Below are 13,871 nucleotides of genomic sequence, written 5' to 3' on the forward strand. Positions count from 1 at the left end.
ATGATTTCAATAATAATTTCATCTTATCTGCCTCAATATTTCTCTGCCTTGGAAGAGAACATTTCCGGCAGCATTGGTGTTGCTTATGAGATTATTAAAATCGATAACCCCGGATTGATGGGAATTTGCAAGGCTTATAACCAAGGTGCGAAAAAGGCAAAATACGAAAATCTTCTTTTTATTCATGAAGACCTGTTATTCCGTACTCAAAACTGGGGAAAAAATCTTCTAAATCATCTTAATCAAAGCGATACCGGAATTATCGGCGTTGCAGGATCATCCTATGTGCCGTACGCACCATCAAGCTGGACGGTTTCAGACAAGTATAATTTCGTAAACATAATACAGGGAAATAAAGAAAACAAAGATTCATTTCTTATTCATACCACAAAGAATAACAGAAATAAAGTTTTCGCCGTTGACGGTGTTTTTATTGCCATTAAAAAAGAAAAATTTGCCGGTTATTTATTTAATGAAGATTTGTTAAAAGGTTTTCATGGTTATGATCTCGAGTTCAGCCTGAGGGTTTCAAAAAAATTTCAAAATTATGTTGTTGATGATATTCTTATTGAGCATTTCTCAAAAGGCAATCTGGATAAAACATGGATGGATACAAATATAGTTGTAAAACAGAATACCGGAACAGATTTCCAGAAAAACATTGATTCTCAAACAGAAAAAAAAGTCTTTCTTGGGTTTTTGCATAATTATTTTAAGTATTATCCCATTAACCGCAAAACTATCATTTTTACACTAAAGTTTTATCCTAAAAAACTTAATTTTAAAGACCATTTTACAATAGTAAAGAAATATTTTAATTATATAAAATATTCTAAAAACCTTAATAAAAATACAAAAACAGATATTTAGAACAGTTCCATCGCAAGAATTAAGTTGTAAATAAAATAATTATAAAAACCAAATATGATTATAGGAACAGGGCTTATTGCCAATTCATTAAAAAATATTGATTCGGATGAAAATCTTTTTTTCGCTTCCGGCGTTTCTAATTCCCTGGAAACCAGAAAATCAGAATTTGAAAGAGAATTTACTCTTTTAAAAAAATCTATCGGGAGTAATCCCGAAACCAAATTAGTCTACTTTTCAACACTGAGCATAAATGACCAGTCAAAACAAAACAGCCAATATGTTTTACACAAGCTGGAAATCGAAGATTATATTAAAAATAATGTAAAAAATTACCTCATCCTGAGAATCGGAAATATTGTCGGAAATGGCGGAAATCCCAATACTCTTTTTAATTATCTTAAAAACCAGATTGCCAACGACAGCAAATTTTTAATTCATACCAAAGCCCGAAGATTATTCATAGATATTGATGATATTGCAAAATTTCTTCAGATTAATTGTAAAAATTTAGATAATTGCATTACAAATCTTGCTTATCCTTATTATTATAATTTAAATGAAATTATCACCGTTATTCAGAAAAAAATAGACAAAAAAGCTATTTATGAAGAAATAAATGAGGGTGATTTTTATAAAGTTGATTTTGAAGAAGATCTTAACCGCTTTTTTTCAAAAATCAATTCTGATGAGTATCTGAATATTCTTGCCGAAAAATACATTTAAAACATAAATTGAAAAAAAATGCCTAAGATTTTCTTTATAATTGTTACTTACAACGCCATGAAATGGGCGGAAAGATGTTTTTCAAGCTTAAGACAATCTTCAATTTCCGTGCACTGTGTTGTTGTAGACAACGGTTCTACAGACGGCAGCCAGGAATATATCAAAACCAATTTTCCGGAAGTACATTTTATCCAGTCTGAGGAAAATTTAGGGTTCGGAAAAGCAAATAATATCGGGATAGAAAAAGCATTTCAGGAAGGCGCCGATTTTTTTTATCTGATGAATCAGGACGCCTGGATTTATCCCGACAGTTTGGAAAAGCTGCTTAACGGATACAATGCCCATCCTCATAAAAATGAGGTCGGGATTATAAGCCCGGTGCATGTAGACGGTACAGAAAAAAAACTTGACATATTTTTAGATAAATATATTGCTTTTAACTGCCATGAAACCAGGCTTATTTCGGATTTGTACTTCCAGAACCTGAAGCCATACTACGAACTTGATTTTATCAACGCTGCCCATTGGCTGCTTCCGAAAGAAACAATAAAAACCGTTGGAGGCTTCAATCCTTTTTTCTTTCATTATGGTGAAGATAACGAATATGTCAACCGTGTACATTTTCACAAAAAGAAAATTATTCTCATTCCGGAAAGCAAAGTTGTACATGATGGAAAACAGTCTTTAACTAAAGTTGATTATAATAAATATAAAGATTTAAGAATTGAAACGAATATTATTAATCCAAATATTAATAATGCTTTAAATCAAGAGAAAAAAGCCCTGTTACAAAGTATAGTCAAAAACTCAATTTTATTGAAATTTAATAACGTTAAACAACTATTCGCAAAATATAGATATATTTTGTCAAATTCAAAAACTTTCAATGAAATAAGATTAAAAATCAGCAAAGAAGGTGCTACATTTTTAAAAATTTAATTAATTTTTGTTTATTTTTGATGACGTAAAAAACACTTATGAATCAGAAAATTACCCTCATTATTCCGGTTTACAACTCATCACAATTTTTACACAAAACAGTGAAAGCAGTTGACGACCAGCGAATCAAATCCAATTGGGATCTTGAATTAATTTTAGTGGAAGACGGAAGCCCCGACAAAAGTTTTGACGCTATAGAAAAGCTTACTCCCCTTTATCCTTATATCAAAGCAATAAAGCTTTCCAGGAATTTTGGCCACCAGATAGCTGTAAAAACGGGTTTAAGCTACGCCACAGGTGATTATATCGCCATTATAGATGACGATTTACAGGATCCGCCATCGTTGTTACCGAGATTTTTTGAGCAGCTGGACAATGGATATGAAGTTGCGTACGGGATAAGAAAAAAAAGAAAGGAAGGACATCTGAAAAAGATGGCTTACACAGGGTTTTACAGGCTTTTGGATACGATAAGTGAAACAAAAATACCATTGGATTCCGGAGATTTCTGTGTTATGACAAAAAATGTAAAGGATAAAATGCTGATGCTGAATGAGCAAAATCCTTACCTGCGCGGAATAAGAGCCTGGGTTGGTTTTAAACAAATTGGCCTTGAATACGAAAGAAGCGGAAGAATTGAAGGTGAATCCGGATATTCAATAAAAAAACTCATTAAAATCGCAAAAGACGGAATATTTTCCTTTTCATCGCTCCCACTTCAAATTATTACATTGTTGGGAAATATGGGCTTATTAATTTCGATACTGTTCGCGCTTTTTACCATGTACAGGTATTTCAGTAACGAAATCGAGGTTGCAGGTTATACTACAATCATTATCATGCTTTTATTTTTCAACTCTATTTTACTGATAAGCCTGGGAATTATCGGGGAATATATTTACAGAATTTATAATGAGGTAAGAAACAGGCCCCATACAATTATTGAAAAAACAATTAATGCATAAAAAATGCAAAATTCAAATATTTAACTATTAATTTTATATAAAACAAAATGAAAGAAAAAATACAATCTATTCTGGACCCAAATTTTAAGTATGAATACAAGGACGGAAAATTCGTCTTTCTTGAATTTAACGAAGAAATTGTTTCTGATTCCCTTGATAAAATAAAAACTTTCTTTAAAAAATATGTCTGGCTTTATGAATTACTTATTTATATCATTGCGCCATTGTATCCCTCAAGATATTTTTTCCTGAAAAGAGTTTTAAAGCAGACAAAAAACACCGATAAAATTGTGGTAAACCTCGGAAGCGGATATACCGATCTTAGAGATGATATCATTAATGTAGACCTTATTCCTTACAGCCCGGTAAATGTAGTATGTGATATTACGAAGCTTCCTTTTAAGGATAATTCCGTCGATCAGATTATCAATATAGCTGTGCTGGAGCACGTTCCGAATCCGCAGGCCGTTATTGCAGAAATCCGCAGGGTTTTGAAACCTGGCGGAAAACTATTATGCGAAATTCCTTTTATGCAGGCTTTTCATGCCTCGCCCTATGATTTTCAAAGATATACTTATGAAGGAATAAAGGTACAGTTTCAGGATTTTAATAACTTAAAAATACATTCGATCAGCCCGACCGGAGGAATGCTTTGGCCGCTGCAGGAATGGTTTGTCATGCTTTTTTCCTTCGGAATAAGACCGCTGCATAATATTTTACTGATTATTGTTATGTGTCTTACATTCCCTATAAAATTTTTAGATGTTATCTTACAGTACCATCCTTTGAGTAAGAATATTGCATCTGCATTTATTTTTGAATGTGAAAAGTAACGCACATGAAGAAAATACTTCAGAATCCGACACATACATTATCATGCTTGCTATTCCTGACAGGTGCTGTATTTTTGGCATATCTTACCTATAGCAATCTGGATAAAGGCTTCATATTCAATGATGAAGCTTATTATTTGTCATATTACAGAAATAAAGGAGAAAGCCTGAGTTTTGACAGAACTAATTTTTTCAGAATATTTAAATTTCTTTATACACCAAATATTTATCATTTTAGAATTATTTCAATTACAGCATTAGTTTTAAGTAATTTTTTACTTTGCTTTACTGTTTTTAAATACGTTAATTTTAAAAAAAATATATTTTTCCTAAGCTTTTTAGGGGTTTTTATTGGGTTCAACAGCTGGCAGATCAATAACTTAATCATCCAGCAATACATCGGAAATACCATTCTGATAAATATTGGCGTATCCTTATTATTATTTTTCTTATTATCTAAAAAACAAATATTCAACACATTATCCGGATTCGTCTTGTCTTTTGTCTTATTTAACGGAAACTCACACAGCATAGTTATTATTCCGATTCTTACCTTCTTTATGGTAAGTAATTTGAAGCATTGGAAGATCAATCTGGTCTATTTTTTTACCGGCTATATGGTTGGAGTGATAATATATTTTACCTTTCTTGACACTTTAGATAATTTTATTTATCAGTTTAAATTTTTAAAAGAATATTTAAGTTTTCATAAAAAACAACATTCCAAAACTTTTATGGTACTTTGGTGTGTTTACCTTTTTTTAAATGCCATTTTACCTTCCGCAATTACAGTTTTCTTTATGTGGAAATCAAAATTTTCGGAAAAATCTGTTGCTGTTTTAGATAGAATAATCGCTGTTATAGGCATCATTACTTTAGGCTTATTTATATTTTCGAGTCAATATTATATCTTTGCCTTCATTGTTTTCACGCATTTGCTTGCGGTGAGATTTTGGTTCGCTAAAGATCAGCCTAAAGAAAGTAAATACCTGATTTTATTACTTCTCATTATCCCTTATTGCCTGGCTTTTGGTTCTCAGACATGGTTTCATCTTCGCCTGAATGCTTATATTTTCTATTATTTTTTATTAATTTTCATCTGTATTACTAAACTGTATAAAAATAGCATATGGAACCTCGCCTATCTGGCCGCCATAACATCAATAATTATATCTTTTCCGAATATTCTTCATGATAAAGGCTGGAAGGATTTTATTTTTACCGAGCAGACCGAAAAAGTAAAAATCAACGGCTACGATTTATATTTAGATAAAAGAAGAAAAAAAGACATCGAAGATCTTCGCCCGTACCTGCAAAACCAGCCGAATGTTATCTATTCGAGCAATCATTTAATGGGATATTTGTATATTTTAAATGCATCTCCGCCGATTTATTATTATTTTACATTAAAAGATTATATCAGCTTTATTATTAAAAAAGTTAATAAAACTCCGGATGATTTTATTTACATTGAAAGTGATGATTATCCTTTCTATCCTAAAGAAATTGTACCTTTGAAATTCGTGAGCCATCCTGAAAACTACAAAACAGTAAAAACAGGCAGGTTTACATTATATCTTCCCTCAAACTATCAAAAAAAGTAAAACAAATGTGTGGAATAGCCGGAATTATAGCTAACAACGCAAGAAATTATCAAGATGAGCTCCAGAAAATGACAGATGCCATGGTTCATCGCGGCCCTGATTCGTCAGATCTGGAATTCTATGAAAATGCAGCGTTAGGGCATCGAAGACTTTCCATTATCGATCTGTCCGAAAATGGAAAACAGCCAATGCTTTCCAGCACAAAAAATGAATGTATTGTGTTGAATGGCGAAATTTACGGCTATCAAACCCTAAAAGCCCAATATCCCGAATATCCCTATCACGGAAGCTCCGACACGGAAGTGATTTTGGCAATGTACCAGAGAAAACAGGAAAATCTCATTCATGATCTTCCGGGAATGTTTGCCTTTGCTATTTGGGACAACGGAAAACAGGAATTATTTTGCGCAAGAGACCGTTTTGGCGAAAAACCTTTTTTCTATGCGATCGGAAAAAATAATGAGTTCATTTTTGCCTCTGAGATCAAAGCAATTTTAGCATCGGGGCTGATAAAGCCGGAAGTTAATAATGATGCGCTCTCCCATTATCTGCAACATGGATACGTGAGCACTTACCAAAGTATTTACCATAATATCCACACGCTTCCTCCCGCTCATCAATTGATCTGGAAGGATGGCAAAATTACCGTTTCCCGTTATTACAGCATTCCCGCAAAGAACAGAACCTTAAGCTTATCTGATGCAAAAGACGAATTTATTTACCTGCTAAAAAATGCCGTTAAAAAGCAGCTTATTGCGGATGTTGAAGTCGGAAGCTTTTTAAGCGGCGGTTTAGATTCATCTTCGATCGTAGCTTTGGTTGCAGAGTTTTTACCCCGGCAGACCACCATAAGTTTCGGGTATGACCATGAAGACAGCGAACTTAAATATGCCAAAGAAATCGCAGAAAAATATCATACCAATCACATTGAGGTTCATGAAAAAAAACAGGATCTTGCGACCTCGCTTTTAAAAATCTCCCCTTATTTTGATGAGCCTTTTGCGGATATTTCTTTTATTCCGCATTTTGAAATTTGTAGAAATGCAAAAAAAGACCTTACAGTGGTACTTTCAGGAGATGTTGGTGATGAATTATTTGGGGGATATAATTTCTACAGGGTTGAAAATCAATTAAAAAATCATTTTACCTATAAAAATATTATCGCAAAGTTTGGCTTACAGCTGTATCAGAAACTAAGGCCAATTTCTTTCATTTCACAAAAAAATCTGGCGCACGGAAATATTCTTGATTTCCATCAAAATTTTGTAAGAAATTCATTTAATAAAAACGAACAGGCTTCCTTAGGAATTACATCAAATTATAAGCAGCCTTACAGCTTTAGCCCAAACCCGGATTCTTTGAACGATATCATGAGAGTTGACCTGGAGGGATACGTTCCGGGAAATATGATGGTGAAATCCGACAGAATGGCCATGGCCAATTCACTGGAAGTAAGAACTCCTTTTCTGGATATAGATTTTGCCGAATTTTGCATTCAATTGCCGGAACAGCTAAAATTAAGCAATGACAACGACAAGATCATTCTTCGTGAAGCAATGGGGTCTTATTGGACGGAAACCATAAGAAAACGTCACAAGCAAGGCTTTGGAATGAGCGTAAAAAGCTGGTTTGAGGAAGATAATTTAGTCAATCTTTCCAATGATCTTCTTAAAGATAGAAATCAAAAAGTTTTTAATTATATTGATTTTGATGCCACCCAAAAGTATCTTAAAAAAGATCATAAACACTGGAATCTTCTGCAATTGGCTCTTTGGGCTCATAATAACCAAAATGTTTTATAATGCTTGATATTTCCGTAATCATTCCCGTATATAATGCAGGCCGGTTTTTAGAAAAAGCGGTACAGTCTGCCGTTCATTTTGAGGAAGTTAAGGAGATTATTTTAGTTGAAGATAAATCTACCGACAACTCATTGGAAATTTGCAAAAAACTGGCAGATGGAAATTCCAAAATAAAATTATTCCAGCATCCGGATCAAGAAAACCATGGCGCCGGAGCCACAAGAAACTTAGGCATTGAAAAGGCAACAGGAAGTTTCATTACATTTTTAGATGCTGATGATTATTATCTTCCAAACAGATTTAATGCTGAAAAAGAAATTTTTGAAGATCCTAAAATCGATGGTGTTTTCAGCGCAATCGGAGTAGAATATTTAACGGAAAAGGGAAAACAGGAATATCTGACCAAGTTTAAGGATTCACCGCTTACCACCGTAAATTATCCTGCAGAAGGAGAAGAAGTTTTTAGAGGACTGCTAAGTTTAACCCCTAAAACTTTCGGCACCTTTTTTCACCTGAATGCCCTGACTGTAAGAAAATCTGCGATTGATAAGCATAATTTACGATTTAATGTAAATCTGCGTGTGCATCAGGATTCAGATTTTAATATTAAGCTGGCCTATCATTGTTATTTAAAATCAGGAATTATCGATCAGCCGGTTGCAATAAGAGGAATTCATGATGATAACAGGATCACAAAAATTGTACAGTATTCGCCACAATATAATCAAAGACAGTATATTTACTGGAAATCTCTGTACGATTGGGCAAGCTCTCAAAATATTCCTGAGGAATATAAAAAAAGGGTATATTTAAGCTACAAATCCTTCGACCTGTCTCAGAAAAAAGGATTGATAAAATATTTGAATATTATTGTAGAGGGTCTTAAAAACCCTGATATCCTGAAAACAAAATATCGTTTTAATTATTATAGATAAAAAGATGAAAATTTCCGTAATTGTTCCCGTTTATAATGCGGAGAAATTTGTCGCCCACGCCGTAGAATCTGCCCTTCAGTTTGAAGAGGTGCATGAAGTGATTTTAATTGAAGATAAATCACCCGATAATGCATTGCAGATCTGTAAGGAATTAACCGAAAAATACAATAGAGTAAAATTATTTCAGCATCCGGATCAAGAAAATCATGGTGCCGGATCCAGCCGAAACTTAGGAATAGAAAAGGCTACAGGAGATTTTATTGCTTTTTTGGATGCTGATGATTATTATCTTCCGAATCGTTTTGACGCAGAAAAAAAAATGTTTCAAAATCAAAAAATAGAAGGTGTTTATGGTGCAATCGGTGTTCACCATTACTCTGAAAGCGCAAAGGAAAATTATTATAAAATATTTAAATCTGATCTTACGACGGTTTATAGAAAACATGGCCCAAAAGATGTTTTTCCGGGGCTCATTTATATGTTGGGAAGCTTTGGGCATTTCAGCATTGATGCATTAACGGTACGACGGGATTCTCTGGTCCATAAAATGAAAATTCTGTTTAAACCACACCTCAAGCTCCATGAAGACACCGAGTTTTTGCTCCGCCTGGCCTATTATACGGATCTTTATCCGGGAATTATTGATAAGCCCGTGGCAATGAGAGGAATACATGGAGATAACCGGATTACAAAAATAGAAAAAAACCAGATTCAACCTGCCATTTCTAAATCTTTATTTTGGAATGAAGTGAATCAATGGGCTGAAAATGAAGAAACGATGCCTAAAAACGTTAGAATTCATATCAAAAGAATGCATCGAAGCTTTGAAATTGCAAAAGCCCCTTCATTAAAAAAATGGAGAATGATTATAAAATATTTATTCACCGATTTTCAAAGTATCAGATCCGGACTTTATAATATAAATTTCCGAAAAACATTCATACTTATTTAAAATAATACCCCTTCCCAACTCCTATGAAAATATCTGTAATCGTTCCTGTGTATAACGCGGAAAAATATGTTTCTCAAGCTGTAGAATCGGCTTTGCAGTTTGAGGAAGTTTTTGAAGTCATTTTAATTGAGGACAAATCACCGGATAATGCGTTGCAGGTTTGTCAGGAATTAGCTCAAAAACATGACAGAGTAAAGCTTTTTCAACATCCGGATAAAGGGAATCACGGGGCCGGCCCTACCAGAAATTTAGGACTAGAAAACGCAACCGGAGATTTTATTGCATTTTTGGACGCCGACGATTATTATCTTCCCAATCGTTTTGATGCCGAAAAAGAGCTTTTTAAAGATCCGAAAGTTGAAGGCGTTTACGGAGCTTTGGGCGTACATTATTATTCGGAGAAGGCAAAAGAACAATATTACAGGGTTTTTGGAGACCGTTTAACCACAGTTCATAAAAGACATGATCCAAAAGATGTTTTTCCCGGTCAGATCAATATGAGAGGTAGCTTTGGGCTTTTCAGCATTGATACTTTAACGGTCCGAAGAGATGTTTTGGTTAAAAAGTTGAATCCTTTTTTTAAAACACATTTAAGACTTCATCAGGACACAGAATTTTTGTTCCGCCTTTCCTATTATCTAGATCTTTATCCCGGAATTTTGGACAAAGCAGTTGCGGTAAGAGGTGTACACGAAGATAACCGGATTACAAAAGTCGATACAAAAAAAATAAACCCTGCTTCTACAAAAGTTTTGCTTTGGAGAGAGATTAATGCTTGGGCGGAAAATGAAAACAACCTTCCGAAAGATGTGAAAATTCATATCAGAAGAATGCACCGCAGTTTTGAGATTGCTCTGGCTCCAATTGCTAAAAAATGGGGAATGCTTATGAAATATGCGATCACGGACTATCCGAGTATTCGTTCTGGGGTGTATAATATTAATTTTAGAAAAAATATTTTTTTAGATGATTTTACTATTCGAAAAAAAGAATAACATTTTAGATTCTTTTGTCATTGCCGGAGTAATCATATTCTTCAGCATTAATATTTTATTTTCTTCAGGACAAATTCGTCCTGATAGTATACAATACTTCCTTCAAGCTCAAGATTTTTGGAATTATAAAGTAAATTTTCCGTTAGGATATTCATTTTACATAAAAATTTTCAGTTTAATAACCTCAAACTATTTTATTGCATCTAAGCTCATAAATATTCTTTCTTACTTAACGGTCATTTTTTTTTCATATAAAAAAAAGTTCTTCTTCCCTCAGACTATTTTAATTTTTTCTTTTTATCCTTTTGTCAATTTCTATTTTCTTTCACTTTCGGAACCCCTCTTTTATTTATTCAATTATCTGATTATTTATGTCATCTACAAAATCATTGAAAAAGGTTTTAGTACAAAGTATACATTTTCATTAGGAGCATTATTTTTCTTTCTGATTTCAGTGAGGTTTTCAGGACTGTTTATATTCTTCACAGCCATTTTGTTCCTAGGGTTTATAACTTATAAAAAAAAATATTCTTTAAAATCCTTTTTTACAGTTTTCACCATTTCATCTATTGGAGTTTTCTCCTATTTAATTATCAACTATTGCTACTGTGGATTTATTTTAGGGCAGAGAAAACATCTGAAGCTAATTAACGCATCTGGATCTGGTATAGAATTCACCTCAAAGTTAGCACTTTCTACATTTAAACATTTTAGCTTCTTGAATATTTTTATAAGCAAAGGTATTATTAGCAGAATCTCATTTTTGAATGTTTGGATCAGCGCCTCAATTCTGATTATTAGCTTTGTAATTGTTTGGAAAAAAAGGAAAAAACTAAATTATTTTAATTATTATTTGCTTTTTTCACTCTTAGGAATTACAGCTAGTCTTGTCTATAGTTTTTATACCACAAAAATAGATGACAACATCCGCATTAAAAGTAATGTATACTTATATCTATTATTTTTTTTATCTCTGAACATTTCAAAAAACGCAGTCAACTACTGTAAAATATTCTTAATTATAGCTTTATATATTAACATTTTTACTGTTGTTGAATATTCTAAATCGATATTTTATCATATCAAAAAATATGAAGTTCTTATTTCTAATTCTCATGATAAAACGATAGAAATCTTATACGAAGATTTAAACGACAATACAATAAAAAGTCATGCTCAAATCTTATTTTTTAAAACAATTTTAATCGACAAAGGGTATAAAATTTATGAGGGGGAAAAAAAACCGAATCCAAAAGTTTCAAAATACCATATAAAAGCATCTGATATAATTGAATAAAAAGCCTCCACTGTTTTTTAAACCGTTTTTGACTCTGATAATTTATCTTAATTTAATCTTTTTTAAATAATCTCTCAAAGGTTTTTCTATAAACTCGTAGAACAGTCCTGAGAAGATAATCAAAATGATCAGATAAATCCCAAATATTACATCGCTGTCTTTCATCTGAAAATTATTCCATAAAACCGATCTTAAAATATAAAGTATCGGAATATGCATGATATAAATGGCATAGCTTATTTCTCCAAGATATTCCAAAGGCTTTATTGAAAATATTTTTGTCAGCCATCCATTATTGTACGAAATCAAAACAATTAACGGAATAAAAAGCAACGCCATCAAGCCATTATGAAAGAAAACCGGAATGCATATTAGTGATAATAAAATCGATATAAAAATTAAAAATATGGGTATATCGTAATTTTTTTGCCTGAAATTTTTAATAAAATAAAGTCCGGCAAGATTTCCTACTAAAAATTCATTGATATGCAAAAGCGGAAAATACGCTATAAACTCATGACTTTGCGTATGTGGCCCTTCATAAGACGTCGAATTGATGTATACATTGGAGAAAATCTGTGTGATAATCCAAATAATAATTCCAATGACCCAAATGCTTTTGTTCTGTTTTGAATAAAAATAATTATACAAAAACGGAAAAACCAAGTAAAAAAGAAACTCCACGGAAATAGACCATCCGGGAAAATTCAGGACCATTGCTTCACCCGGAATCCAGCTCTGGAAACCAAAAAGGTATAAAAATAATTTATAAAAACTAAAATTGGCAAATCTTGTCGTAAGATACAGCAGCAAGCCAATGATATACAACGGGTAGATCCTGGCAAATCTGTTTTTATAATAATCTAAATAATCAATTTTATCCTTTTTATGATACGCAACAATCATAATAAACCCGGAAAGTATAAAAAAGTAGCTTACCCCGACATTAGCCCGCAGGAAAATATCAGAGATATATTTAGTTTGATATAAAAATAAATCTTTATTAAAATGAGAAATTACAATGGCAATAGCCGCAATAAATCTTGTAAATGTAATCTGACTAATTTTCACTAAAATTCAACATTACATTTACAAAATTATTATTTTACGAAAACACCGATGTATTTACCTTCGTATTCTACAACGGTAGTTTCAATATTATTTTTTTCACAGAAATCCTGATAGGCAGAATTGTCACCGATATCGTCACTTATGAAAACCCCGCCTTTTTTCATTCGCTTATACACTTCCTCATACGCCCACATTCTGCCATTGTAGCTTTTATCTGAGTCGTAATGAAGGACATCAAATGTAGAATTTTCGGCAAAGATTTTAGGCAACGATTCTTTATCTGCAAAACGGAATAATTTCCAGAATTTTTTAAGATTTTCAGGCACTACATATCCTACATACTGATCGCCGTCCTGCGCCAGATAAGGCATGTCTGAACTGTACAGGGTTCCGTTTCTTTTTTCCAAAGAAAGCAAAGCTGCCAGAGAAGACCATCCATACGCCACACCTGTTTCGATAACATGCTGTGCATTTGTGAATTCGCAAGCATAATAGATCAATTCAAGAGCTCCGGGGCCGCCCATTTTAATAGGACATTCTTTTTCTTTTTGCTCAGAATTTTTTAAAATTTCCTGATACTGACTTCTAAAAGGTGCGATATCAATTCCAAAAAGCCGGGAAACCGCTTCTTGCTGGGAAACCGCTTTTGATGCCGCCCAAGAATTTGTCTTTTCCTTTCCTTTAAAGGCATTGCCTCTATTGACCGTATTTTTAATAATTTTTCTTCCCAATTCAGGGTAAAGATCCGGTCTTTTAAGATATGCGACAAATGTTTTGAGAACTCTTACTATTTCACTCACTGTGTTAAATTTAGGACACAAAAATAAAGATTTTTCTCTAACTTTTTCAGATATAATTATATTTGTAAAAATTTATTAACACAAA

The 13,871-nt window shown here is 32.9% G+C and carries 13 protein-coding genes; 11 read left to right on the plus strand and 2 right to left on the minus strand.

Translation table 11 applies throughout. The annotated features are described in order from the left end of the window. From BLT04_RS06185 to BLT04_RS06235, 11 genes are read left to right on the plus strand one after another with little or no spacing between them, the layout of a single operon-like run. Complete coding sequence (locus tag BLT04_RS06185) at positions 1–870, plus strand: glycosyltransferase (RefSeq protein WP_089754782.1); 870 nt, start codon at positions 1–3, stop codon at positions 868–870. A 54-nt stretch (positions 871–924) separates the two neighbouring features. Further along, positions 925–1,593: an NAD-dependent epimerase/dehydratase family protein gene (locus tag BLT04_RS06190; RefSeq protein ID WP_089754784.1), complete on the plus strand. Its 669-nt coding sequence runs from the start codon at positions 925–927 to the stop codon at positions 1,591–1,593. Between the two features lie 18 nt (positions 1,594–1,611). After that, complete coding sequence (locus tag BLT04_RS06195) at positions 1,612–2,532, plus strand: glycosyltransferase family 2 protein (protein WP_089754787.1); 921 nt, start codon at positions 1,612–1,614, stop codon at positions 2,530–2,532. Positions 2,533–2,570: 38 nt separating this feature from the next. Next, a complete protein-coding gene (locus BLT04_RS06200; RefSeq protein WP_089754789.1) occupies positions 2,571–3,497 on the plus strand; it encodes a glycosyltransferase family 2 protein in 927 nt (308 codons plus the stop codon). A 47-nt stretch (positions 3,498–3,544) separates the two neighbouring features. After that, a complete protein-coding gene (locus tag BLT04_RS06205; RefSeq protein WP_089754791.1) occupies positions 3,545–4,330 on the plus strand; it encodes a class I SAM-dependent methyltransferase in 786 nt (261 codons plus the stop codon). Between the two features lie 5 nt (positions 4,331–4,335). Then, the gene (locus tag BLT04_RS06210; protein WP_089754793.1) at positions 4,336–5,934 is read left to right on the plus strand and encodes a hypothetical protein; all 1,599 of its coding nucleotides are present in this window, start codon (positions 4,336–4,338) and stop codon (positions 5,932–5,934) included. A gap of 5 nt (positions 5,935–5,939) precedes the next feature. Beyond that, positions 5,940–7,736 (plus strand): asparagine synthase (glutamine-hydrolyzing), encoded by a 1,797-nt coding sequence (asnB, locus tag BLT04_RS06215; RefSeq protein WP_089754795.1) that lies wholly within the window; start codon positions 5,940–5,942, stop codon positions 7,734–7,736. Beyond that, entirely contained in the window at positions 7,736–8,671 is a 936-nt protein-coding gene (locus BLT04_RS06220; protein WP_089754797.1) for a glycosyltransferase family 2 protein, read from the plus strand. Before asnB ends, BLT04_RS06220 begins: the two co-directional genes overlap by 1 nt. Positions 8,672–8,675: 4 nt before the next feature. Continuing rightward, on the plus strand, positions 8,676–9,623 hold the full coding sequence (locus tag BLT04_RS06225; RefSeq protein ID WP_089754798.1) for a glycosyltransferase family 2 protein: 948 nt from the start codon (positions 8,676–8,678) through the stop codon (positions 9,621–9,623). 23 nt (positions 9,624–9,646) lie between these two features. Then, positions 9,647–10,618 (plus strand): glycosyltransferase family 2 protein, encoded by a 972-nt coding sequence (locus BLT04_RS06230; protein WP_089754800.1) that lies wholly within the window; start codon positions 9,647–9,649, stop codon positions 10,616–10,618. Continuing rightward, entirely contained in the window at positions 10,590–11,915 is a 1,326-nt protein-coding gene (locus BLT04_RS06235) for a hypothetical protein (RefSeq protein WP_089754802.1), read from the plus strand. Before BLT04_RS06230 ends, BLT04_RS06235 begins: the two co-directional genes overlap by 29 nt. 42 nt (positions 11,916–11,957) lie before the next feature. On the opposite strand, the gene BLT04_RS06240 is transcribed toward BLT04_RS06235, so the two are convergent. Further along, positions 11,958–12,986, minus strand: a complete 1,029-nt coding sequence (locus BLT04_RS06240; protein ID WP_170828438.1) for an acyltransferase family protein — start codon at positions 12,984–12,986, stop codon at positions 11,958–11,960. A gap of 29 nt (positions 12,987–13,015) precedes the next feature. Further along, positions 13,016–13,786: a class I SAM-dependent methyltransferase gene (locus BLT04_RS06245; protein ID WP_089754806.1), complete on the minus strand. Its 771-nt coding sequence runs from the start codon at positions 13,784–13,786 to the stop codon at positions 13,016–13,018. Positions 13,787–13,871 lie beyond the last annotated feature (85 nt).

The sequence above is a fragment of the Chryseobacterium soldanellicola genome, assembly GCF_900100115.1.
GTDB lineage: Bacteria > Bacteroidota > Bacteroidia > Flavobacteriales > Weeksellaceae > Chryseobacterium > Chryseobacterium soldanellicola.